Below are 25137 nucleotides of genomic sequence, written 5' to 3'. Positions count from 1 at the left end.
GACTCCCACCGCCACCCCGTCATTCCCGCCCCCGTCATTCCCGCGCAGGCGGGAATCCATGCTGACTTTCAGAACTCACTCGCATCTACCTAAGGCTTCCCCAACTGCCTTTTAAACGCAGTCGGGCTCATATCCGTCCAGCGCCGAAAAGCCCGAGTAAAACTACTGGGATCCAGAAACCCCAACTCATAAGCGATACTGGTCAACGACAGCTGGCCCTCACCAATCATGCGAATGGCTGATTCACGCCGCACTTCGTCAACCAACTGCTCGTACGAAGTGCCTTCCTGGCTCAATTTACGGCGCAAATGGCGCGGGCTGATGTTCATCGGCCCGGCCACCCGGTCCTCGGACATGTCGCCAGAGCCGAGCAAAATATGAATGCGGCGCTTTACCTGTTCAACCAGATCCTGGCTGGGCATAGTGGCCAGCAGGTCCTGCATGGCTTCGGTGAAACGCGGCAGCAGAAAGTTGTCGGCAGTCGCCAGTGGCTTGTCCATCAGGCGGCGTTCCAGCTGCAAGCTGTAGTGCTCGCCCACACTGACGGACGGCACATCCAGGACCCGAGCGTAAAACTCTGGGTCCAGATCCGGCCGGCACAGCGTCACGCTCTTTAACAGTCCCTCATCGTCCAGATCCAACTGGTTGAGCAGCTTGCTCATATAGCCGGTCAGAGCCTCGAAATGTTGTATATGAGGCGAGCCTTGAGGCTTGAGAACGATCTCGACCAGGTCATCCAGCGCTCGCACTTCAAGCTTCACCTGCGTGCTGACGATGGAAAAGAAGCGCGTCATATTATTCACCGCGGCCCCCAGATTTGGGCAGGCCTGGGCAGTGAGTGCAATAGCATTCAACGGTGTTGGGCAGAACAGGCGATGTAACCGCAGCCCAAAAAACGGGTCGTCGGATAGTCGGGCAGCTTCATCCCAGAGCAAAGAGCAGGAAGCCTGATCTATAAAGCCACTGCCCGGTTGACTGCTACCGAGCAGGTTTTGTATCAGGTTCGAGTGTTCCAGGCTGCGCTCGTACTGCTTTAACGCCTGATTGATCACGGGGACCCAGAAAATCCGTTCGCCAAGCCGCGAGCCGGTTGCCGCTTTGAAACCTTCAGTCTTCATTGACTACCTGGCACATGTCAGGATCCGACCTTTTATAGGACGTTGTATTGTTGCGAGCCGCCAAAAACCCTTTCGACGGAAAGCTCTGATAATTCATGAAACGGGATTTCGCAGTGCGATACATAATACAGCAGGCGATTGTGTGAAGGTTGTTTATCACCCATTTGGGTGAGAGCGCTGACGCAACATTCGGTATCTACCTGCGCACCACCCACATTGCGCAAGATAATATTGAAAGCCAGGGGGATAATGCCGGAATAGACGCTCTGATGCATTGTGTGCAGGCAACCTCATGTAACAGAGTTTGTCCGCGGCTCTCCGTATCTCCAACTGGCAGCATAACCATAATGCGAATTCATGTCCTGAATGGCCGGAAAAGTTAATTAAATTGGCCTTCTGGGACAAGTCTTGACTGTGGAGTGCGTGCCAGACTGCCGCTGTCCTGAACGTGTCTTCAGATACACAGGTTCACGTCACCCAAACGGAGCAGCACAATGACAAAAAAAATGCATGCTTGGTCGCTCGCGGCCTTGCCACTGGCTATCGGCCTGGCCAGTTTCACAGGTTCTGCAAACGCAGCTAACTTTAATATCGGCGAAATACAGGGTCAGTTTGATTCGCAGATGTCGATTGGCGCCAGCATGTCGACCACTGATGCGGACAAGCGATTCATCCATTACGGCACTTCTATCGATGGTGTGAACCAAGGTGGGCAGGCCGTAGCTCGTACTTCAGATGACGGCCGTCTGAACTATGAAAGCGGCGATATCTTCTCCAAGATTTTCAAAGGTTCGCATGATCTTGAGCTGCGTTACGGCGACTCCGGTGCGTTCTTCCGTGGCAACTACTGGTACGACTTTGAAACCAAAGACGGCAGCCAGCGTTTCTATGATATCGACGATTCCGGTCGTAACCCGTTGCAAAAAGGTTCCGGCGTAGAACTGCTGGACGCGTTCGTTTATCACAACTACTCCATCGGCAATAACCCAGGCAACGTGCGTTTGGGTCGTCAGGTTGTGAGCTGGGGTGAAAGTACCTTTATTCAGAACTCAATCAACTCCATCAACCCGGTAGACGTCTCAGCATTCCGCCGCCCTGGCGCGGAAATCAAGGAAGGTCTGATCCCGGTAGAGATGTTGTATTTCTCTCAGGGTTTGACCGAAAACCTGACCATGGAAGCCTTCTATCAGCTGAAATGGGCACCTACCGTTGTTGATAACTGTGGCACCTTCTTTGGTAGCGATACTGTTGCGAAGGGCTGTACTGACCGTCTGGTCGTGAATCAAAGCGATTTTCCACAGGGTGACGCACTTACTGGTGGGTTCGGCGTACCCGGCATCGCCAACTATATTGTGCGTTCAGAGAAAGATAAGGACGCCCGTGACGATGGTCAGTTCGGTGTAGCGATGCGTTATTACGCAGCGGCGCTGAACGATACAGAGTTCGGCTTCTACGCTATGAACTACCATAGCCGCTCGCCAAACTACTCCAACCGTTTTGCCGGTCTTTTGACGGGTCAGGGCGGTCCGGTCCAGGGTATTGATGGCGCCCAGGGTGCCGCCGGTTATTTCTTTGAATACCCGGAAGATATCCGTCTTTATGGCATGAGCTTCCAGACCATGGTTGGCCCGGCAACTCTGGCCGGCGAAATCAGCTACCGTCCCAATATGCCGATGCAGATCAACACCGGCGACATGAGCCGTAACGCACTGTTGAACTCCAACAACATCCATCGTGATGTGGTGTACAGCGCCGGCGATTACATCCAGGGCTATGACCGCAAGGAATATGTCCAGGCTCAAATGACTGCTGTTCACTTCATTGATCGCGTTCTGGGTGCTAGCCGTCTGTCACTCGTAGGTGAGATTGGTGCAGCGCATATTGGTGGCATCAGCAGTGCTCCGGGCGAGACCAAGTACGGTCGTGATTCACTGTTCGGTCAAAGCCCATTTGCCGATGGCAGCTGCTCTTCCCAAGCGGATGCAGCCAACAGCTCAAAAGCAAATAGCTGGTGTGAGACCGACGGCTTTTACACTGACTTCTCCTGGGGCTATCGCGCACGCGCCGCTCTGGAATACAGCAACGTCTTTGCCGGTGTCAACTTGAGCCCAAGCGTCGCCTGGTCACATGACGTTGAAGGTTATGGCCCAAGCTTCCAAGAAGATGCCAAGTCTGTCAGCCTCGGCCTCGCAGCCGATTACGCCAACAAGTACAACGCCAGCCTGAGCTACACCAACTTCTTTGATGGCAAGTACAACACCCTGGTTGATCGCGACTTTGCCGCCGTCAGCGTTGGTATGAACTTCTAAACAGGCAACAGGAGATAAAAATAATGATCCGTATGCAAAAAACTCTATTGGGTGCTGGTGGTCTGGCGTTAAGCCTGCTGGCGTCCAGCGTTATGGCCCAGAGCCTGACGCAAGAAGAAATCAACAGCCTGGGTAACACCCTGACTCCAATCGGCGCCGAGAAAGCCGGCAACGCTGCAGGCACTATTCCCGAGTGGACTGGTGGCCTGGGAACTGACGCAGGTCAGTCCCTGGCAGACGGTTTTCAGGAAGACCCCTTTGCTGATGAGCAGCCTGAGTTTGTTATCACCGCTCAGAACTACCAGGAGCACAACGAGAACCTGACCCCAGGCCAGATCGCCTTGTTTGAACGCTATCCGGAAACGTTCCAGATGCCGATCTACAAGAGCCATCGTACTGTGGGTTACCCGCAGGAAGTCTATGACCAGGTCAAGGAAACCGCTGGCCAGGCCAAGCTGGTCAATGGCGGCGACGGTATCGAGAACTTCTCTCACGGTACATTCGCCTTCCCGATTCCCAAGTCTGGCGCTGAAGTGGTCTGGAACCACAACACCCGTCACCGTCTGAACGTCAAGCGTTTGTACATGCAGGCCATGCCGCAGGCCAATGGCTCCTACACGCTGATCAAGATGGAAGAGGAAGTAGGCTACCCTGCGCAGATGGACGATGTGGACGCCTCCACCGTGCCTAACACCCTGTTGTACTTCAAGCAGCGTGTAAACGCACCGTCGCGTCTGGCGGGTAACGTGCTGCTGGTACACGACTCCCTGGATCAGCTGAAAGAGCCACGTATGGCGTGGGTTTACAACGCTGGCCAGCGTCGCGTACGTCGCGCACCGCAGGTAGCCTATGACGGTCCAGGTACCGCCTCTGACGGCATGCGTACTTCCGATAACTTCTCCATGTATAACGGTGCACCTGACCGTTACAACTGGGAGTTGGTAGGCAAGAAGGAAGTCTACATTCCTTACAACAGCGGCAAGATGGCCAGCCGTGATGTGAAGTATGAGGATGTACTGAAAGCGGGTCACATCAATCCTGAGCACACCCGTTTCGAGCTTCACCGCGTATGGGAAGTGCAGGGTAAGGTCAAGGATGGTCAGCGCCATATTTACGCTCAGCGTAACTTCTTTATGGACGAAGACACCTGGATGATCACTCTGGCTGATCACTATGACGGCCGCGGCACATTGTGGCGCGTAGGTGAAGGTCACCTGGCCTACAACTACAAAGAGAAGATTCCGGGTTACACCATTGAAACCCTGTATGACCTGCTGGCTGGTCGGTACATCGCCCTGGGCATGTACACTGAAGAGGCTTCCGCCCCTGATTTCGACTACAACCCCAGCTACAACCAATTCACTCCGGCAGCCCTGCGGGCCTCTGGCGTGCGTTGATCTGATCACCTTCGGGTAATCACAAAAAAAGGAGCCCTAGGGCTCCTTTTTTTATTCCCACTCCACCGTTATTCCCACTCCTCCAGCGTCATTTTCGCGCCGCGCCGCACCGTCATTCCCGCCTCCCCACAATCATTCCCGCCTCCCCAAAACCATTCCCGCTTCCCACCGTCTTTCCCGCCTCCTCACCGTCATTCCCGCGCAGGCGGGAATCCAAGCGGAGTCGCCTACACCACCAGACTACCCCTAAACGATAGATCTATACCTTCCCCGGTCTTATCACCACGCCCAACCCAGTCATACCCATACCCATCCCGTCATTCCCACACCCACCTCGTCATTCCCGCGAACGCGGGAATCCATTTTGACCTTGACGGTTTTCGGGGTACTCCACCTACGTAGTTAAAGCGCCGTGCTCTCACTCTGCCGAAACTGATCACGGAACGCGGTCGGGCTCATATTGGTCCAGCGACGAAATGCCCGTGTGAAGCTGCTCGGATCCAGGAAGCCCAGTTCGAAGGCAATACGCCCCAGATTCAACTTGCCATCCTGAATCAGCCGAATCGCCAGCTCCATACGCACTTCATCCAACAGCTTTTCATAGGTAGTTTTGGTTTCGCTGAGCTTACGGCGCAGGTGCCGCGGGCTCATATTGAAAGGTGTCGCTACCAGCTCTTCAGAGACCTCACGTTCAGCCACCAGAACCCGAATACGCTGCTTCACCTGTTCGGCGAAATCAACGTTGGGCATTTCGTTAAGCATATCTTCCAGCGAAGCATCCAGGCGTTTGCGCAGAAACGCATCCGCACTCGGCAGGGGAGTGGCCATCGCTTGCCGATTCAGGCGCACTGCAATGCGCTTGGCGCCCAGGCGCACACGCTTGCCGAAAAGTTGCTCGCAATGCGATCGGGTTTTTTCATGGTCCGCAATCAGACGCGTTTCCAGCACCAGAGGTATGGTCCCGGTTTCCAGCGCCTGCCAGATGTTGCGGCAGTGGGCGACCAGTGCTTCCATATGCAGGGGGTGGGGCGAGCCCTTGGGTTGGAAATAAACCGTGATGTGCTGGTCGTCTTCAACCGAATAGATTTGCACCTGGGTGCTGAAAACCGGGAAGTAACGAATGATGCGTTGCACTGCCTGGCCAATCGTCTCGCTGGAAATGGCCGCTAGGGCCAATACCTTGAGCGTATTGGAGCAGTACACCTCACCCATTCTCAGGCCAAAGCAATCATCCTGGGAAAGCTGAGCTGCAGCATGCCAAAGCCGGTTCATATCGGTCTGGCTGATTTTTGACATGCTAAGGTCGGCGGGTGAGCAAAAAGCCTGAAGTTCAGCGGGTAGATCGCCGACTGACTTACCGTATTCTTTCAGCGTCTGGCCGATTCCCTGGGCCCAAAAAGCTCTTTCTTGCAACCGCGCACAGGGCAGCGGATAGAGTATCTGGTTCATGTGGCAGAACTCTCTCTGTATTTATTCTTTTTATTGAGTGCGGAAATCTGTCTCGCTTGAAGACAACATAATTCAAATCAGCCTATTATGCAAAACCGCGCAACAGATAATTGCGGCTACTAGATAGTGGCCATTCAGCTTATGAATGTCCTACACGGTCAAAGCATTCGTCCTTTTCGGACAAATCAAAATCATTCTCCGTGACAGACTTATCCCCGATGCCAGACGCCTCCCGGCCTGCTGGTGTCCATGATTCAATCTAACGGAGCAGCACAATGACAAAAAAAATGCATGCTTGGTCCCTCGCGGCATTGCCGCTGGCCATCGGACTAGCCAGCTTCGCTGGTTCAGCTAACGCAGTAAGTTTCAATATCGGTGATGTTCAAGCCCAATTTGACTCCCAGCTTTCGGTAGGCGCCAGCATGTCGACCCAGAGTGCTGACAAGCGCTTCATTGGTGTTGCCAATGGCGGCGAGGCTGCAGCCAGGACGTCAGATGACGGCCGTCAGAACTACGAAGCCGGTGACGTTTTCTCCAAAATTTTCCGTGGTGTTCATGACCTTGAACTGAGCTACGGCGACTCGGGCGCGTTCTTCCGTGGCAAGTACTGGTACGACTTTGAAACCAAAGACGGCAGCCAGCGTTTCTATGATATCGACGATTCCGGCCGCCCACCGTTGGTAAAAGGCGCGGGCACTGCTTTGCTCGATGCTTTCGTTTATCACAACTACACCATCGGTACTAACCCAGGTAACGTCCGTTTGGGTCGTCAGGTGGTGAGCTGGGGTGAAAGTACTTTCATCCAGAACTCCATCAACTCGATCAACCCTGTTGACGTAGCCGCTTTCCGTCGCCCAGGCGCGGAAATCAAGGAAGGTCTGCTGCCTGTCGAGATGTTGTACATCTCCCAGGGCCTGACAGACAACCTGTCCATGGAAGCTTTCTACCAGTTGAAATGGGCTCCATTCGCGATCGACAACTGCGGTACTTTCTACGGTTCAGACACCCTGGCGACAGGTTGTAACGATCGTCTGGTAGTGGCCGGCGTGGATAATCCTCAAGGTGAGCAGCCATCGGCTCTAACCATTGTTCGTGCCAAGAAAGATGAAGATGCGAGTGACAGCGGTCAATTTGGTGTGGCATTCCGTTATTACGCGGCGGCTCTGAATGATACCGAGTTCGGCTTCTATGCCATGAACTACCATAGCCGCGCTCCGTTCTACTCCAGCGTTGTTGGTCTTCCACCGGGTGCGGGTACCCCGATTGCCGGTTACGATGGTCAAGGCTCTGGTCCAGCAGGTTATTTCTTCGAATATCCTGAAGACATTCGCCTGTACGGCGTGAGCTTTGCTACCAACGTTGGTGGTACTGCGCTGAGCGGTGAGGTCAGCTACCGTCCAAACATGCCAATGCAGATCAGCACCGGTGACCAAAGCCGTATGGCACTGGTCAACCCGGCCACTGGTCAGGACAACACGCACCGTGGATTGGCTTTGGGCCTGGGCAGTATTGGCGACGAAGTTCCCGGTTACGTACGTAAGGAGTTCTACCAGGCGCAGGTTACCGCCATTCACTTTATCGAACGCGTACTTGGCGCAAGCCGTTTGTCGTTGGTGGGTGAAGCTGGTGTGAACTACATCGGTGGTCTGGGCGACACTACCAAGTTTGGTCGTGACTCACTGTTTGGCCAAAGCCCCTACGTTGAAGGTGACGAAGGTCCTCCGGGTGTAGTAGCTGGCCAGTGTTCGTCCTTCCAGGGCACCCCGGTCGGTGGTTCACCCAACGCAGAAAGCTGGTGTGAAAACGATGGCTTCTACACCGAATGGTCCTCTGGCTACCGCCTGCGCGCTGCTCTGGATTACAGCAACGTGTTCGCTGGTATCAACCTGAGCCCAAGCGTGACCTGGTCACACGACGTTGATGGTTATGGCCCGAACTTTACTGAAAATGCCAAAGCCGTAAGCCTCGGTTTGAACGCCGATTTCGCTAACAAATACAGCGCCAGCCTGAGCTATACCGATTTCTTCGATGGTAAGTACAACACCAACGTAGATCGCGACTTCCTGTCGGCAAGCGTCAGCGTCAACTTCTAAGACTGGCAACTGGAGAATAAAAATATGATGCGTATGCAAAAAACCCTATTGGGTGCTGGTGGTCTGGCTCTAAGCCTGTTGGCATCCGGTGTTATGGCGCAAACCCTGACACAAGCCGAAATCGATAGCCTGGGCGACACTTTGACCCCGATTGGTGCCGAGAAGTCCGGCAACGCTGCTGGTACTATTCCTGAGTGGACCGGTGGTATCGGCCCGGATGCAGGCAGCAAATTGGGCGATAACTTCTCTAGCAACCCGTTTCCGGACGAGCAGCCCGAGTTTGTCATCACTGCACAAAACTATCAGGAGCACAGTGAAAACCTGACCCCTGGCCAAATCGCCTTGTTTGAACGTTATCCGGAAACTTTCCAGATGCCGGTCTACAAGTCGCACCGTACTGTGGGCTATCCGCAGTCCGTGTATGACCAGGTCAAGGCCACTGCAGGCGAGGCCAAGCTGGTTAACGGCGGCGACGGTATCGACAACTTCTCCCACGGCACCTTTGCTTTCCCGATTCCAAAATCGGGTGCGGAAGTAGTCTGGAACCACAACACTCGGTATCGCATCAACACCAAGCGTTGGTACATGCAAGCAATGCCGCAAACCAATGGCTCCTACACCCTCATCAAGCTGGAAGAGGAAGTAGGCTACCCACAGCAAATGGATGACGTCGACGAGTCGACCATTCCTAACACCCTGTTGTTCTTCAAGCAGCGTGTAAATGCGCCTTCACGTCTGGCGGGTAACGTACTGCTGGTACACGACACACTGGATCAGTTGAAAGAGCCGCGCATGGCGTGGGTTTACAACGCCGGTCAGCGTCGCGTACGTCGCGCACCTCAGGTAGCGTATGACGGCCCAGGTACTGCTTCGGACGGTATGCGTACTTCTGACAACTTCGCCATGTACAACGGTGCACCTGACCGTTATGACTGGAAACTGGTTGGCAAGAAGGAAATCTACGTACCGTACAACAGCTACAAGATGACCCAGCGCGAAGTGAAGTATGACGACGTGCTGAAAGCTGGCCACATCAACCCCGAGCACACCCGCTTCGAGCTTCACCGTGTGTGGGAAGTTCAGGGCAACGTGAAAGCCGGTCAGCGTCACATTTACGCTCAGCGTAACTTCTTCATGGACGAAGATTCGTGGATGATCAACCTGGCTGATCACTACGACGGTCGTGGCACCCTGTGGCGCGTTGGTGAAGGTCACATCGCCTTCAACTACAACGTCAAACTGCCAGGCTACGCTATTGAAACGCTGTATGACTTGCTGGCTGGTCGCTACATTGCCCTGGGCATGTACACCGAAGAAGTCTCTGCTCCGCAGTTTGACTTCACACCGACCTACAACCAGTTCACTCCTGCCGCGCTGCGCGCATCGGGTGTTCGTTAAGTCATAGTGCTGCTCAAGTAATTGTTTGGGTTTTAAGGGGCATCCTCGGATGCCCCTTTTTTTTTATGCCTGACACCTACCCCTACATACCACCACCCCATCCCCACCGTTGTTATCGCCTCACACCGTCATACCCAGCCCACGCCGCCATTCCCACCGCCTCACACCGTCGTCCCCATCCCACACCGTCATCCCCAGCCCAAGCCGCCATTCCCGCCCCCTCCGTCATTCCCGCCCCCCCTCCGTCATTCCCGCGCAGGCGGGAATCCAAGCTGACCGGTACTGACCGGGCACATGGGTTACAGATCAAACCGGGCACATAGGTAACAGGTGATAGCGTATTGGCCTCGATAAGGAGGGGCCAATGAACTGGAAAGCGACCTGTACCATGAGCGAGAGAACTGCTTTTATCGAGGCTTGGCTCAGCCGCCGATTTACCACTACAGAGCTGTGTTTACGCTTCGGTGTGTCACGCAAAACCGGGCATAAGTGGATTAACCGCTTCAAAGCCTTGGGGATGACCGGACTTGAAGACGACAGCCGTGCCCGGCATAGCCAGAGCCATCAAACAGCTGCTGCAGTAGTTGCTCGGATACTGGAACTGAAGAATCAATATCCGGACTGGGGACCCGTCACTATCCGATCAGCACTCTATCGTGAGGATCCATCCGCTCACTGGCCCGCAGCAAGCACAGTGGGTGAAATACTCAAGGCCCATGGGCTGGTCAAGCAGCGTCGACCGCGTCGTAAGACGCCGCCTCAAACGCACCCGTTAAGCCATGCGTCAGGTCCAAATGAAGTGTGGAGTGCCGATTTCAAAGGCCAGTTTCGCCTGGGCAACGGCCAGCTCTGCTATCCGCTGACCATTTCAGATAATTACAGTCGTTTGCTAATCACCTGCCAAGGCCTTACAAGCCCTAAGCTTGAGCCTTCTATCGCGTTGTATCAACAAGCTTTCCGCGACTATGGACTGCCGCGTGCGATACGCACAGATAACGGCTGGCCGTTCGCTATGAGCAGCTTGGGCGGGCTTACCCCGTTATCGATCTGGCTGATCAAACTCGGTATTTACCCTGAACGGATCGCTTCAGGAAAACCGCAGCAAAATGGTCGTCATGAGCGCATGCATCGCACGCTGAAAGCAGCTACTGCCAAGCCACCGAGGCAAGATATGCAGGCTCAGCAAAGGGCGTTTGATCAGTTCGTGCGGGAACATAACTACGAGAGACCACACCAGAGCCTTGGTCTAGGAGTCTGTCCGGTAGATGTTCATAGCTATTCACCACGGGCGTTCCCTGAGGTCATACCTGAGATCGAATATCCATCTGGATACGCAGTGAGAAAGGTAAAACACGGCGGCTATATCAAGTTGCACGGCGAACCGATTTACACAACCCGCCAGTTGGTTGGGGAATATATTGGGCTGGAGCCGCTGGAGTTTGATCGTTGGCAATTGTATTTTGGCGGAGTCTGTCTGGGCGTTGTTGATGAGCGCCGCGGGCGGGTGATACGGCCAGCATAGGTGTTACCTATGTGGCCGGTTTGCGGTGTTACCTATGTGACCGGCTCAACAACCAACGCACAAACCACACATCGCAGCCCAAACGGAAAATCATAACGGCTTCCCGTCCTCCACCTGGGCCGTTACTGCGCCACACCGTCATTCCCGTCCCACACCGTCATTCCCGTCCACACCGTCATTCCCGCCCCCACACCGTCATTCCCGCGAACGCGGGAACCCATTTTGACCTTCCCCCCGGCATCAGGGTGTTACACTACCCACCATTCAGCCCAATCACCGCCGTCCCCCGAGGTAAGCATCCTTGTTTAGCGAATTTGCCCTGCACGAACGTCTGCTCAAAGGTCTTGAAGAACTCAAGTTCGACACCCCGACCCAGGTCCAGGAAGCCGCCATCCCCCTGGCCATCGAAGGCAACGATCTGCACGTCATCGCCCAGACCGGCAGCGGCAAAACCGGCGCTTTCGTGCTGCCTTTGCTGCAACGGTTAATGACTGAAGAAAGCCAGGCCCTCGAGCCACGTGCATTGATCCTGCTGCCCACCCGCGAACTGGCCAGGCAGATCCTCAGCGAAGTACAACGCTTCGCCAAGTTCACCTTTATCAAAGCCGAGCTGATCACCGGCGGCGAAGACTTCAAAGTCCAGTCAGCGAAAATGCGCAAAAACCCGGACATCATCATCGCCACCCCCGGGCGCGCACTGGAGCATCTGGCCGCCAACAGCCTGATCCTGTCCTCTATCCAGGTGCTGGTACTGGACGAAGCCGACCGCATGCTGGATATGGGCTTCACCGAAGATGTCATGAAGCTGGCTAATGCCTGCCCGCCTGAACGGCAGACCATGCTGTTCTCCGCGACCAAAGGCAGTGCCGCGCTCAAGCGCGTCGTAGAAGAGGTGCAGCGCACGCCACGCCTGCTGCAACTCAGCACCGTCCGAGACGACACCCCAGCGATCACTCAGCAAGTCATCGCCGCCGACGACCAGACGCATAAGGAGGCGCTGCTCAAGTGGCTGCTAATCAACGAGAGCCCCGGTAAGGCCATTGTGTTCACTAATACCCGAGTCATGGCCGACCGCCTCAACGGCGTATTGCGAGCCATGGATCTGCGGGTTTATGTGCTGCACGGCGAAAAAGATCAGAAAGACCGAAAACTGGCCATCGAACGCTTGAAGCAGGGCCATGTCGGCGTGTTGGTCGCTACCGACGTCGCCGCACGCGGTCTGGATATCGATGAACTGGACCTGGTGATCAACTTCGACATGCCACGCAGTGGCGATGACTACTTACACCGTGTTGGCCGTACCGGTAGGGCAGGGGCGGAGGGCGTCGCTATTTCGCTTGTAGCGCCACACGAGTGGAATTTGATGTCGAGCATTGAGCGCTACTTGCGCCGGCAGTTTGAGCGCCGAGCTATCAAGGAGCTACCCGGTAGTTACAAGGGACCAAAAAAGACCAAGTCATCCGGCAAGCCGGTGGGCAGCAAGAAAAAGAAAGACGACAAGAAAGACGGCAAGAAGCGGCCCAAATCCAAACCGGCTGCAAAGCGTAAACCCGCGGCGCCAGCAGGGCAGGTCGTGACCAGCTCAGACGGATTCGGCCCGCCGAAAAAACGCAGCTGATTACTGCCTCATTGATGCCCTGCGAAAGCGGGGTGTCATGTACTCCACCCACCCCGCACTGTGCCCAGTATTCCCGCACCATTCCCGACATCCGCGCACCTTTCCTGTCATCCTCGCGAACGCGGGGATCCATCTAAGGTCCGCATACCGCTTAGATCAATCGTCCGTCCCTTTACTACCCTGACGAAACAGAAAAATCACGACCCACCCGCTCAATACGCCCGCCCCATTTGCCCCAAGGTCAGACCAGTCAGCTACGCGCAGCGGATGAAAGGACTGAACATATTCGATGCCTACACCGAGCGCGAAGATCATTAGTCCGCGCGCCCACCAACGCCAGCGTGGGAAGCTCAGATAGCTCAGTAACATCAAAACAAACAGCCCACCCGCATGATACAGATCGCTCACCCAGCTATAGGCGGCTGGGGTAGGGGACGGGCGAAGCCCCAGGTACAGCGCCAGGAGCAACACGGCAAAAAAGATAATCTTTAATACAGGGCGCCACTGCGCCCATCTGCGTGCAAAGCTCACTCGCATACGCCCCCAATCCGTTGGAGCATGGAAGCGATGATTATGCGGGGCTTGGAGGGGAGTCTTAGCTGTCTGGAGCGATTGAGAGTTTTCATAGGGGCGAATCATAACCCGAAGTTTTCGCGAATCCGAGAGTTGGAAGGGGAAATGATTTTGGTCATTGACGAAGGGGAAGGAGGGGCACGTTTCATGGACGGATAATCAGAGCGTCAATAATCGATCAATTTCCGTCCTATTAAGCCATAGTGCCATTAAATCTCCTGCACAATGCAACGTCACGAAGTTGTCATTCTTTAGTCGTAAAAACGCCACGTCTGTCCTTGTGTCGCTGGTACACGGTCGTTAGAATCGCCCCCTGATGCACTTCACCACGCATGCCTACTTTCATGCTGCATGCCTTAACACAAGATCTAACGGAAAAGGACATTCCATACGGCGCTCGCCTATCGATCTGCACCCGATTCATCCATACAAAGTCAGTCGGCCATTGACCGCCAGAATTTTGGGTTAAGCCAAGGTGATCCGCTATAGTGAAATAAGCTGAAGTGGATCGCACCTTGGTCGCCACGTGCGGGTGGATGACCGCACAGTTATGTCCGTTTTCAAGAATCAGACAATTAATCTTGGGGCGGTAGCGTACTTGTGAACGAATAATTTATTGCAACCATATCGGAGCCAATGTGACGACCATCAAGAAAACGCCGCCACACAGTAGTAATGATGAACTCGATTTATTAGACGTGGCTCAGGATTTATGGCAACAAAAGTACCTGATCGCAGTCATTACAGTCGCAGTTATGCTGATCGCGGTTGGTTATGCGTTTCTTGCAACGCCGGTTTATCAGTCAACTGTTAGCGTTATACCGCCCCGTGCAGCTGATATCGCTCCGGTCAATTTGGGCAGGGAAAGAGCTGAAATCGACGAATTAGATATCAAAGAAGCCTATTCGATCTTTACCCGCAATCTAAATTCACAGACCAGCCGGCGGTGGTTTTTTGAAGAGCGCTACAGACCGTATCTCGAACAGTTGGGCATCACCGGGACACGCGATAACCTCATGGAACGTATGGGTGGAGTGTTAAGGGTTAACCTGCCTGATGCGCGCAATAATCCAGATAATTACGTGGTCCGAGTCCATTTGAGCGATCCTGAGTTAGCGGCAAAGTTTGCCAATGATTTCGTAGCCGAGGTTTCAAAACGCTCTATCCGTGACTTGGAGCTGGACACGCGTGCGCAGGTAGCGAACAAGCTCCGGGCGTTTGAAGAGCACATTCACGCTCTCCGCATGACGGCGAAAGCTGAACGGCTTGATAGAGTCGCGCGGTTGGAAGAAGCATTGAAGGTCGCAGAAGCAATAGGGCTGCAAAGCCCCGAGGTGACGGGTGGACGCACCCAGATATCAGTCGGCTCTTCCGGCTCGGCTCAGGTCTCCGATGGAAGTATGCTTTTCCTTAACGGAATAAAGGCAATTGGGGCCGAACTTGCGTTGCTTAAGGCTCGCGAAAATGATGATCCTTTTATAAGCGAACTTCGTGACATTCAACAGAAGATAGCCATGCTGAATCTGGTCGATCCGATCCCGGAGTTCGTGCAGTTATTCACGCTGGATAGCGCTGCTGAGGTATCTGAAAACCCCGTCAAACCACAAAAAGCAAATATCGTGATGATCGGAATCACAGTGGGTGGAGGGCTAGCTGGTCTGGTTGCATTATTTCGAGCCGCGATTCGGCGGCGCAAACATGAAGTACAAACTGGTGAGCGTTAATTTCAGTCTTTTCTGTGCACAAGCCAGACGTTTAGGTTTTCAAATTAATAGTTGATTTAAATTATTGTGCGGCGGTTTAGGTAACGTGACTAAAACAACGGGTTTGATATGAAATTTGCAAGGCACACCATATATAACCTGTTAGGTCTCGGTCTGCCTCTGATTGTAGCCGTGTTTTGTATACCTATTCTTATAAGCGAGTTAGGTGCCGCCCGATTTGGCCTGTTGACTTTGATATGGGCCGTGGTTAGTTATTTTGGGTTATTTGACCTAGGATTGGGGCGTGCGCTGACACAGTTACTGGCCGTCGCTCTTACTGAAGGCGACAGTAAGAAAGTGGGGGCGTTAGTAGCAACTGCTACGGTTTTAATGGCGGCGCTGGGCGTGGTCGCTGGTGGTGTAATGTTTTTATTAGCGCCTTGGGGCGTCGGGCTAATACAGTCGGTACCTGACCGGCAGGAGGCTATTAACGCAGTTCTGATTATGGCGTTTGCCATGCCGGCCATAGTCTTAACCTCTGGCTTTCGAGGAATTCTAGAGGCGAAAAATGCGTTTGGTATTATAAATTTGATTCGATTGCCAATGGGGCTATTCACCTTTTTAGGTCCTGTTTGCGTATTACTTTATGGCTCGACCCGACTGGATATGATTACCGGCGTTTTAGCGTTCGGCCGTATCGCAGCATGTCTAGTACATGCCTGGTTTGCGTGGCGTGTTCTTCCTGACTCCCATGGCAAACTCAAAATTAGTAAAGATTACTTGAGGCCTCTTTGTATATCGGGAGGGTGGATGACACTGAGTAACGTGATCAGTCCTTTTATGGGGTATGTGGACCGTTTCATTATAGGTGGCGTCGTTTCAGCGGCCGCCGTTGCTTATTACACTACTCCGCAGGAAATTATCTTAAGATTATGGATTGTGCCTGGAGCTCTAACGGCTGTTCTCTTCCCGGCCTTTGCTGCACAAATTGCAGTAGATGGCAGTCAGGTAAGGGATATGTTCTCTAGGGCGATATATTATTTATTTTTGGTTATGTTGCCCATAACGGCATTTATTTTTAATTTTACACCTGAGATTCTAAACTTATGGGTTGGAGAACGCTTCGCTGTTGAAAGCTCCATTATCATGCAAATCTTCACGTTTGGCATACTTATAAATTGCCTGGCGCATATTCCATACACATTGATACAAAGCGCAGGCTCTCCGCGGGTAACAGCGCTGATACATTGTCTTCAATTTCCCTTTTTTATCATAATGGTTTGGTTTATGACATCAGAGTTCGGCTTGTTGGGGGCGGCTATTGCTTGGTTGATTAGAATGATAGTTGATACGGCGCTAATGTTTGGCGCCTGTATATATTTGCAGAAATGGTCTTTAAAGTCGTTCACTGGCGCTCGCATTTATATTTGCGTGTTAGTAACTGCAATTGCTTTTGGCTCTGGCATTATTGAAAGCATAAGTACACGAATAATTGTAGTGGCAATGGTGGGTTTGTGTGTTGCTCTTGTTGCTTTTCGTGAATATAAAGAATTTGTTAGAAAGACAGAGAGTTCTAAGTGCAGTATATAGTATTTATTTTGATTGCATCGCTGCTTTCATTTGTTCGACGATCAAAGCTCGATATCGTTTTTGTAGTGGCGATAGCCTTCATATTGTTTTCTTTTTTTACAAAAGAAGGTTCTTGGGATTACTACGGGTATCAAAAATATTTTTTGTGTGCGATAGAGTCAAATTGTGCAGAGGGTAGTTTCGAAAAAAGTTTTTCGCTTGTTTCTCTCGCGGCAGGCAAGTTGTTAGGAGATTACGCATTTGAGGCGGTTATCCTGCTTTATGTAACTTTAAGTATTATTATTAAGTTCAAATTATTTTATAAGCATTCCGCATGGGTTGGCGTCTCCATATTTAGCTATGCCTGTTACGGGTTTTTTTTAGGAGAGATGACGCAGCTAAGAGCATCCATGGCAATCGCAATATGCTGGTGGTCGCTTTCCGAGTACTCATCCGGGAAAAGGGTTCATGCAGCTCTATTGCTGGCATTGGCCACGTTTTTTCATGTCTCCTCCGTTCTGGCGTTAGTTATACCGCTTCTGAAGCTCATTAAAATAAAAACCCTGGTGGTAGTGGTGTGCTTTTCAGCGGTGCTTGGTTATCTTGTTGCTGCAAGTACTTCAATTCCACTCATGCGGTTTGGTTTTGAAAGGATTGATGTCTATTTAGCGGCAATGGGGTCTGAATCGTTGACCGCTAAGCAACTAAATCTATATGCAATCGTCATGCTGTTAACAGCGTTGTTCGCCATGAGACAGAAGGATAGCGAAATTGTTGGATTTGATCGTTTATGTATTAAAGCTGTTCTTTTCGGTGTGAGTTTTTACTTGTTATTCTTCTTCGTACCTATTATTCCTTTGAGGGTGCTCGAGTTTTATACCAGTGTGTATCCATTTATAGTAGCGGCGATATTCAAGTCTAATAGAAGCTTGGTCGTGCGCTGTGGTTTTGTTTTTATATACATTTTGCTTTTTGCTAACTTGGCGATTAAAAATAATACGCGTATGGACTTGGTTTATGATTGGCAGTCAATTCCTTATGATAATATGAGTCAAGACCAACTTGAGCAGTTTAATCGATATAGTGATTAGAATATGATTTCACCTGTCGTTGTGACCATAGTCGTGCCTGTATATAACGGAGAGCAATATATCCGTGATACTTTAGTGTCCATACTTGATCAAAGTTACGAGCATGTTGAGTGCATCGTCGTTGATGATGGCTCAATAGATCGTACCGTCGAAGTCTGTAATGAGTTCTCAAACAGGATTACTGTTTTCAGTAAGGCCAACGGCGGACAGTCCGATGCACTAAATTTCGGCTGGAGTAAAGCTACTGGAAAGTACTTGTCTTACTTAAGTGCTGACGATCTTTTGGATAGAAACGCTATTAGAATTCTGCTGGATGAGGCGGAGAGATTTAACGGGGACTTGGTCATATATCCGAAGTACAAGTTGATTGATTTTAAAGGTGCGCCAATAAAGAATGTAAGCCCACTTTTTACTGACAAGCACAGTATTGTTGAGCGGTTTTATTGTCCTGTGGGTCCAGGTGCAATTTTTTCAAGAGGTCTATTTGATCGCTCGGGTGGTTGGCGCACTGACATCAGGCAAATACCGGATTTTGAATTTTGGCTTCGGCTGATTAACAAGGCAAATTTTGTGTTTCATGATGAAGTTCTTGCTTCATTTAGAGTTCACGCCAATTCAACAACTCATGCTGTCTCAGATTCTGTCAAAGCTGACGAGTCGATTAATGTGGCAGTATCGCTTAAAAAGTCTGGGGCTGTAGAAGGCTTTCGATATAATCGCTTTCTAGCGTCAGCATATATATTTTCGGGCTGCCTGCATCTTAGGTCGGGCCGTGTTTCGGTAGGGACGAGACGCTTACTCAAGGCATTCGCATTGTCTTTCGTGACTGTTATAAGTGGCTATTCAATAAAGCGCATACTGTCGTCATGTACTTCGTTAATGCGGTACAAATGAATATTGTTTTTAATTTTGCTATTGACTAGGGTGGGCTTGTGAAAATCGCTGTTTTGTTACCTTCGCTTAGTCGTTCAGCCACGATAACAGTTGCATTTAATATCGCTGATGGTTTGGTATCTGCAGGGCACGAAGTCGATATTCTTTATTTTGACGATCTGGTGGAGCGCCCGGCGCCTATTGGGTGCGCTGTATTTAAAGTTAACTTTTTTGATAAGATAGATTTTTCCAAGTACGACGTGTTGCACTCCCATAATTTGCGCCCGGACCTATATGTTGCTGTTAATCGTAAGCGAATAAAGTGTGTGTGTGTTTCTACAGTGCATAATTATGTTAAAGAGGAGCTTGAAAACTATCACGGCAAACTAGCTTCATTTTTTGTTACTCGGCTTTGGTTGTGGGCGTGGCGAAAACAGGACAGAGTTGTTTGTTTAACACGTGATGCAGCTAATTATTATAAGAAGCTGTTGCCCGGCTCTACTGTCGAGTTTGTATATAATGGTGTGGCTTTAGCCGATGTATCCCTCATGCAGTTGGATGCGAAAGTTGTCAATGCTGCAGCATTGCTTAAACAAAATAATCTTTTTGTGTTGGGCACCTATTGTAATCAGACTAAGGGTAAAGGGCTGGATCAAATTGTTCGGCTTGTACACCGAAGCAAAGAGCTAGGTGCGGTTATTATAGGCTCTGGGCCAGAGACCGAGTCGTTAATGTCGCTTGCTAAGGAACTAGACGTTGAATTGCGTTGCATTTTTATACCATTCACAGTTTATGCGTACGCGTATAATCAATATTTTGATGCGTATATTATCCCTTCCCGACGTGAAGGGTTTGGTATTTCGCTAGTTGAAGCGGCTTTATCAGATGCAGTACTTATTTGTTCAGATATTCCTGTTTTCCGCGAGATGTTTGATGGATCTGAGGTTGCCTTCTTTAAGTTGGATGATATCGAAGGCCTGCTTACAATAATAGATGAGATTAGGGCGGGTACCAATCAGCAAGGGTTAGCAAAGAAAAAAGCCAAAGAAATTTTTTCGATCAATGCAATGGTTGGCAAATATTTGGAAATCTACACGCAAGCGCTGAAGCGCTTGGATAATTGAGCTATAAGTATTATGTCCCGAGCAATTCTTCTGTTTGGTCGGAAAACAATAAATAAACGTATTTTATTAAAATACCTGGTCGGTGCTCTGTGAGGATACTGCTTGTTACCCAATACTTTTGGCCTGAGAGTTTCATTATTAGTGACGTCGTGCGAGAGCTGGTCAAGCAGGGCCATGAGGTCCTGGTTGTAACAGGAAAGCCAAATTATCCTGACGGACAGATTTTTTCGGGGTATCAGGCCGGTGGAGTTCAGCACGACTTGTTCGAGGGGGGCGTGGAGCTTTTGCGGGTCCCGCTTTGGCCGCGAGGTAAAGGCGGCGCGAAAAACCTGATTTTCAATTACCTTTCGTTTGTTATCTCGGGGCTCGTCTTTTGCCCATGGTTGCTCAGGAACCGGGAGTTCGACGCCATATTGGTTTTCGCTCCCTCTCCCATTACCCAAGTGATTCCGGCCATCCCACTCAAATGGCTCAAGAAAGCTCATCTTGCTGTCTGGGTTCAAGATCTGTGGCCAGAAAGCCTGTCAGCCACTGGTTTTGTTAAACAACCTTATCTCCTCAAAGGAATTGGCCAGTTGGTGAAAGCCATATACGCTAACTGCGACACGCTGCTGGTTCAATCCAAAGCGTTCGTCGAGCCGATTGCGCGGTATACGCGGCGGGAGAAGATTGTTTATTACCCCAATTCAATAGACGTAGAGGCGCTATCTTCGGCAGTGGCACAGCTCCCCGCAGATTTATTAGTAGAGCTGGAGCAGAATTTCTGTGTTGTGTTCGCTGGTAACCTAGGTACAGCCCAGTCACTCGAGACGTTGGTTGAAACAGCCAAAAAACTTGAACAATACGAAGGTATCCGTTTAGTTCTGGTTGGCAGCGGTAGCCGCCTGGCCTGGTTGCAAGAGCAAAAGACATTGCATCGACTAGACAATTTACTCCTGCCCGGACGCTTCCCCATAGAGGCGATGCCCCTCATATTTGCACGTGCGGGTGCGCTACTGGTGTCGCTGAAAGATGAGGCTATTTTCGCTCAGACAATACCCAGCAAGATCCAGGCTTATCTTGCCGCGGGCCGGCCGATTATCGCATCGCTGCGGGGAGAGGGCGCGCACGTGGTGATTGAGGCGGGGGCGGGCAGAGCCTGCGAGCCTGAGGATCCGTCCGCACTTGCAGCGCTTATCTACACTATGAAGAATTTACCAGCCGCAGAATTGCAAGCCATGGGCGAGGCGGGTAAAGCCTATTTTTATGAAAACTTCGAGATGAGCAGTCAGGTAACACGCCTGGTTGAAATTCTTGATACGCAACGTAAGGAGCGCTAGTTGTGCGTGTATTGATATTAGGCGTTACGGGAATGCTCGGCAGTGCAGTATTCAGGACCTTTAGCCAGGATCCTGAGTTCGAAGTATGGGGCACGCTGCGCAGTGCCAGTGGGCTTGGACATTTTGCCGAGCCGCACCGGCAGCGTCTGCTTCAGGGGGTGGATGTTCTGGACCAGGATGCGCTGGTGCATGTGCTTACGCGTGTCCGGCCAGAGGTCGTCATTAACTGTGTAGGCCTGATCAAGCAGCTGTCTGATGCTAAAGATCCGCTTTCGGCTTTGCCGATTAATGCCATGCTGCCACATCGTTTAGCCAAACTCTGCGGATTGGCAGGCGCTCGGCTGATTCATGTGAGCACAGATTGTGTGTTTTCCGGCAAAGAGGGTGGGTACGTTGAATCTGATGTCTCGGACGCAGAGGATCTTTATGGCAAATCCAAATTTATTGGTGAACTCCATGAGATACCCCATGCAGTCACTTTGCGCACATCAATTATTGGCCATGAGCAGGGCACCCATTTCTCTTTGATTGACTGGTTTCTCGCCCAGGCGGGGCCAGTCAAAGGATATGCGAAAGCGATTTTTTCTGGGTTGCCAACAGTCGAAATGGCGCGAGTAATGAAGGACTATGTGATTCCTCACCCTGAGTTACAGGGGCTTTACCATGTGTCGGTAGAGCCCATCGACAAACTGTCGTTGCTCAGGCTGGTTGCTGAGGTTTATGAGCATGATATTCAGATTTCGGCAGATGATAAGGTCCGGATTGATCGCTCACTGGACTCATCACGATTTCGTCAAGCTACCGGTTATGTACCTCCGACCTGGCCTGAGTTGGTCAGATTAATGCGCGAGCAACGTTGATTTTCTATTTTTCTAGTGGGTGGGCTATTTATGTTCGATAACAAAGTATTAATGATTACCGGTGGCACCGGCTCCTTTGGTAATACCGTGTTAAAGCGCTTTCTCGATACCGATGTGAAGGAAATTCGGGTATTCAGCCGGGACGAGAAGAAGCAGGAAGACATGCGCATCGCTCTGGCCAACGACAAGGTCAAGTTCTACATAGGCGATGTGCGTGATTACACCAGTGTGTCCCAGGCTATGGTCGGTGTTGATTATATATTTCATGCCGCAGCACTGAAGCAGGTGCCTTCCTGCGAGTTTTATCCGATGGAAGCGGTCAAAACCAATATTCTAGGGACTGAGAATGTGCTGAACGCGGCGATTGCCACCGGTGTCAAGCGAGTAGTGGTACTCAGTACCGATAAGGCCGTATATCCGATCAATGCCATGGGCATCTCCAAAGCGATGTCTGAGAAGCTCGTAGTTGCTAAATCGCGCATGATCCCAGAGTCAGGCCCCGTTATTTGTGCGACTCGCTACGGGAACGTGATGGCTTCGCGCGGCTCGGTAATTCCACTGTTCGTCAGCCAGCTCCAGAGCGGCGAGCCGCTCACGGTCACCGACCCGAACATGACCCGCTTTCTAATGTCGCTGGAAGATTCAGTCGATCTGGTATTGCATGCGTTTGAGCACGCAGAGCAAGGCGATATCTTTGTGCAAAAGGCGCCCGCCTCCACGGTGGCTGATCTGGCTCAGGCGCTCAAAGAGCTGTTCTCCTTTGATAACCCGATCAATATTATCGGCACCCGGCATGGCGAGAAATTGTATGAGTCGCTGATTTCTCGCGAGGAGATGGCCAAGGCCGAAGATATGGATCGTTATTACCGCATTCCGGCAGACAACCGCGACTTGAACTACAAGAAATTTTTTGTGGAAGGTGAGTTGGATATATCTGCGCAGGATGACTATACCTCGCACAACACCGAGCGCTTGAGCGTTCAGGGCATCAAAGATGTGCTGCTAAAACTGGATTACATTCAGGAGCAGCTCAGTGCTTAAAGTTATGACATTGGTCGGCACCCGCCCTGAGCTGATCAAGATGAGCCGTGTGATCGCCGAGCTGGATAAGCAGGTTAACCACGTCCTCGTACATTCAGGGCAAAACTACGACTTCGAACTCAATCAGGTGTTCTTCGACGATCTGGAAATTCGAAAGCCAGATCACTTTCTCGGTGCTGCCGGAGATACCGCAGCGAAGACCATCGCAGAAGTGATCGCCAAGGCGGATGAGGTGTTTGAGCTCGAGCAACCTGATGCTCTTCTGTTATACGGCGATACCAACACCTGTTTGGCGGTTATTTCTGCCAAGCGTCGCAAGATCCCGGTTTTCCATATGGAAGCAGGCAATCGCTGCTTTGATCAGCGGGTACCGGAAGAGCTCAATAGGAAGGTGCTGGACCATCTCTCTGACATCAACATGGTGCTTACCGAGCATGCCCGTCGCTATCTCATCGCCGAAGGCATACGGCCTGAGACCATCATCAAGACCGGCTCGCATATGCAGGAAGTGCTTGAGTACTACATGCCAAAGATTGAGCGTTCCGATGTACTGGCCCGAGAAGGTCTGAGTGAGGGCAAATACTTCGTTATCAGCACTCACCGCGAAGAAAACGTGGATACGCCCAGTAACCTGCGTGACCTCCTCGCAACGCTGAATGGGTTGGCAGACGAATACGGCTATCCGGTAATCGTTTCCACCCATCCGCGCACCCGCAAACGGTTGGAAGCACTGGGGGAGTCGTTGGATCACCCCCTTATCCGCTTCGTCAAACCCTATGGCCTGCTGGATTACATCAAGTTGCAGATGTCCGCATTTTGCGTCCTCTCCGATAGCGGCACTATCACCGAGGAAGCCTCGCTGCTCAACCTGCCTGCAGTAACGCTGCGCAACGCCCATGAGCGGCCAGAGGGTATGGACCAGGGCACGCTGATCATGAGCGGTCTGAAGAAGGAATCGGTGCTGGCGGCGGTCAAAGTCATTACCAGCCAGCACGTGGCAGGGAAGCGAACCACGCCTTTGGTGCCGGACTATGAAGGCGGCCCGGTCTCCTTGCAGGTAGTGCGCGTAGTGCTCAGCTACACCGACTACGTGAACCGTACTGTGTGGCGTAAGGATTGACGATGAAGGTTTTTCTGACGGGCGCAAACGGTTTTGTTGGTAGGGCGATTGTAGAGCGCTTGTCCATCAGCTCTGAACACCAACTGGTGGCAGGTTACAGAAGTGAGGTCCAAAACCAGCAGGCAGGAGTCAGTAGCTGCCAAGTCCCTGACCTGGACGCCGCAGCTGATTGGAGTGGTGTGCTCACGAATATCGACACGGTAATTCACAGCGCCGCACGTGTTCACGTTATGAATGACCAGTCAGCAGACCCGTTGACCGAGTTTCGCAAGGTCAATGTCGATGGCACCTTGTGCTTGTCCCGTCAGGCTGCCGCCGCGGGAGTGCGTCGATTTGTCTTCATCAGCTCGATCAAGGTCAATGGTGAAGGTACGGATAATGGCCGGCCGTACACCGCAGCAGACACTCCCACTCCGCAGGACCCCTACGGCATCTCCAAGATGGAGGCTGAGCAGGGGCTGAGGCTGATTGCTCAAGAGACCGGTATGGAAGTGGTCATCATTCGCCCAGTATTGGTATACGGACCAGGTGTAAAAGCCAACTTCCGCAGCATGATGAACTGGCTGAATAAAGGCATCCCTCTACCGCTGGGCCGCATACACAACAAGCGCAGCCTTGTTGCACTCGATAATCTGGTTGATCTGATTGTGACGTGCACTCAGCATCCCGCCGCAGCGAACCAGACGTTTCTGGTCAGCGACGGTGAGGATCTTTCTACGACAGAGTTGTTGACGCGAATGAGCAAGGCGCTTGATCGCCCAGCGCGACTTCTTCCCGTGCCCGCAGGCCTGCTTGAACTGGGTGGCAAGCTGCTGGGCAAGGATGCTGTGATGCAACGGTTGTGCGGCTCGCTACAGGTCGATATCAGCCACACACGGCAGACCTTGGGTTGGGTGCCACCTGTTTCGGTAGACAGTGCTCTGCGCAAGACCGCAGACCACTTTCTCGCCACCGTTTGAC

The 25137-nt window shown here is 51.9% G+C and carries 20 protein-coding genes; 16 read left to right on the top strand and 4 right to left on the bottom strand.

Annotation, left to right across the window (positions count from 1 at the left end; translation table 11 throughout):
* Positions 1-89 precede the first annotated feature (89 nt).
* The gene (locus EAO82_RS15820; protein WP_096347370.1) at positions 90-1118 is read right to left on the bottom strand and encodes an AraC family transcriptional regulator; all 1029 of its coding nucleotides are present in this window, start codon (positions 1116-1118) and stop codon (positions 90-92) included.
* A gap of 32 nt (positions 1119-1150) precedes the next feature.
* A complete protein-coding gene (locus tag EAO82_RS15815; protein WP_096347371.1) occupies positions 1151-1393 on the bottom strand; it encodes a hypothetical protein in 243 nt (80 codons plus the stop codon).
* A gap of 219 nt (positions 1394-1612) precedes the next feature.
* Here EAO82_RS15815 and EAO82_RS15810 point away from each other — a divergent pair, with 219 nt between their 5' ends.
* Complete coding sequence (locus EAO82_RS15810; RefSeq protein ID WP_096347372.1) at positions 1613-3427, top strand: DUF1302 domain-containing protein; 1815 nt, start codon at positions 1613-1615, stop codon at positions 3425-3427.
* A gap of 32 nt (positions 3428-3459) precedes the next feature.
* Positions 3460-4824 carry a DUF1329 domain-containing protein gene (locus tag EAO82_RS15805; protein WP_096347375.1) on the top strand — a complete coding sequence of 455 codons (1365 nt, stop codon included), beginning with the start codon at positions 3460-3462 and terminating at the stop codon, positions 4822-4824.
* Between the two features lie 402 nt (positions 4825-5226).
* Here the strand turns inward: EAO82_RS15805 and EAO82_RS15800 are convergent, their stop codons facing one another.
* Positions 5227-6273, bottom strand: a complete 1047-nt coding sequence (locus EAO82_RS15800; protein WP_096347373.1) for a helix-turn-helix domain-containing protein — start codon at positions 6271-6273, stop codon at positions 5227-5229.
* A 275-nt stretch (positions 6274-6548) separates the two neighbouring features.
* Here EAO82_RS15800 and EAO82_RS15795 point away from each other — a divergent pair, with 275 nt between their 5' ends.
* From EAO82_RS15795 to EAO82_RS15780, 4 genes are all read left to right on the top strand, one after another.
* Positions 6549-8366, top strand: a complete 1818-nt coding sequence (locus EAO82_RS15795) for a DUF1302 domain-containing protein (RefSeq protein ID WP_096347374.1) — start codon at positions 6549-6551, stop codon at positions 8364-8366.
* Positions 8367-8399: 33 nt separating this feature from the next.
* On the top strand, positions 8400-9764 hold the full coding sequence (locus EAO82_RS15790; RefSeq protein WP_096347376.1) for a DUF1329 domain-containing protein: 1365 nt from the start codon (positions 8400-8402) through the stop codon (positions 9762-9764).
* 364 nt (positions 9765-10128) lie between these two features.
* Positions 10129-11286, top strand: a complete 1158-nt coding sequence (locus EAO82_RS15785; RefSeq protein WP_096347735.1) for an integrase core domain-containing protein — start codon at positions 10129-10131, stop codon at positions 11284-11286.
* Positions 11287-11587: 301 nt separating this feature from the next.
* Entirely contained in the window at positions 11588-12904 is a 1317-nt protein-coding gene (locus EAO82_RS15780) for a DEAD/DEAH box helicase (protein ID WP_096347524.1), read from the top strand.
* A 156-nt stretch (positions 12905-13060) separates the two neighbouring features.
* Here EAO82_RS15780 and EAO82_RS15775 read toward each other — a convergent pair whose 3' ends face one another.
* Positions 13061-13435 carry a VanZ family protein gene (locus EAO82_RS15775; RefSeq protein ID WP_174958949.1) on the bottom strand — a complete coding sequence of 125 codons (375 nt, stop codon included), beginning with the start codon at positions 13433-13435 and terminating at the stop codon, positions 13061-13063.
* 680 nt (positions 13436-14115) lie between these two features.
* Here EAO82_RS15775 and EAO82_RS15770 point away from each other — a divergent pair.
* From EAO82_RS15770 to EAO82_RS15725, 10 genes are all read left to right on the top strand, one after another.
* A complete protein-coding gene (locus EAO82_RS15770) occupies positions 14116-15201 on the top strand; it encodes an LPS O-antigen chain length determinant protein WzzB (protein ID WP_174958946.1) in 1086 nt (361 codons plus the stop codon).
* Positions 15202-15309: 108 nt separating this feature from the next.
* Complete coding sequence (locus EAO82_RS15765; RefSeq protein WP_096347521.1) at positions 15310-16770, top strand: flippase; 1461 nt, start codon at positions 15310-15312, stop codon at positions 16768-16770.
* Positions 16758-17840 carry an EpsG family protein gene (locus EAO82_RS15760; protein ID WP_096347520.1) on the top strand — a complete coding sequence of 361 codons (1083 nt, stop codon included), beginning with the start codon at positions 16758-16760 and terminating at the stop codon, positions 17838-17840. The genes EAO82_RS15765 and EAO82_RS15760 overlap by 13 nt, the downstream gene beginning before the upstream one ends.
* Positions 17841-17843: 3 nt before the next feature.
* The gene (locus EAO82_RS15755) at positions 17844-18734 is read left to right on the top strand and encodes a glycosyltransferase (RefSeq protein ID WP_096347519.1); all 891 of its coding nucleotides are present in this window, start codon (positions 17844-17846) and stop codon (positions 18732-18734) included.
* A 38-nt stretch (positions 18735-18772) separates the two neighbouring features.
* Entirely contained in the window at positions 18773-19837 is a 1065-nt protein-coding gene (locus tag EAO82_RS15750; RefSeq protein ID WP_096347518.1) for a glycosyltransferase family 4 protein, read from the top strand.
* Positions 19838-19926: 89 nt separating this feature from the next.
* Positions 19927-21156, top strand: a complete 1230-nt coding sequence (locus EAO82_RS15745) for a glycosyltransferase family 4 protein (protein ID WP_096347517.1) — start codon at positions 19927-19929, stop codon at positions 21154-21156.
* A 2-nt stretch (positions 21157-21158) separates the two neighbouring features.
* Positions 21159-22016, top strand: a complete 858-nt coding sequence (locus EAO82_RS15740; RefSeq protein ID WP_096347516.1) for a dTDP-4-dehydrorhamnose reductase family protein — start codon at positions 21159-21161, stop codon at positions 22014-22016.
* A 30-nt stretch (positions 22017-22046) separates the two neighbouring features.
* Positions 22047-23057 (top strand): polysaccharide biosynthesis protein, encoded by a 1011-nt coding sequence (locus EAO82_RS15735; RefSeq protein WP_096347515.1) that lies wholly within the window; start codon positions 22047-22049, stop codon positions 23055-23057.
* Positions 23050-24177 (top strand): non-hydrolyzing UDP-N-acetylglucosamine 2-epimerase, encoded by a 1128-nt coding sequence (wecB, locus tag EAO82_RS15730; protein WP_096347514.1) that lies wholly within the window; start codon positions 23050-23052, stop codon positions 24175-24177. Before EAO82_RS15735 ends, wecB begins: the two co-directional genes overlap by 8 nt.
* Positions 24174-25136, top strand: coding sequence for a UDP-glucose 4-epimerase family protein (locus EAO82_RS15725; RefSeq protein ID WP_096347513.1), 963 nt, complete (start codon positions 24174-24176; stop codon positions 25134-25136). Before wecB ends, EAO82_RS15725 begins: the two co-directional genes overlap by 4 nt.
* The last annotated feature ends 1 nt before the right edge of the window (position 25137 follow it).

The sequence above is a fragment of the Halopseudomonas pelagia genome, assembly GCF_009497895.1.
GTDB classification, from domain to species: Bacteria; Pseudomonadota; Gammaproteobacteria; order Pseudomonadales; family Pseudomonadaceae; genus Halopseudomonas; species Halopseudomonas pelagia_A.
The sequence above is the reverse complement of the archived record's forward strand: the minus strand, read 5'-3'. Positions and strand labels throughout refer to the sequence as shown.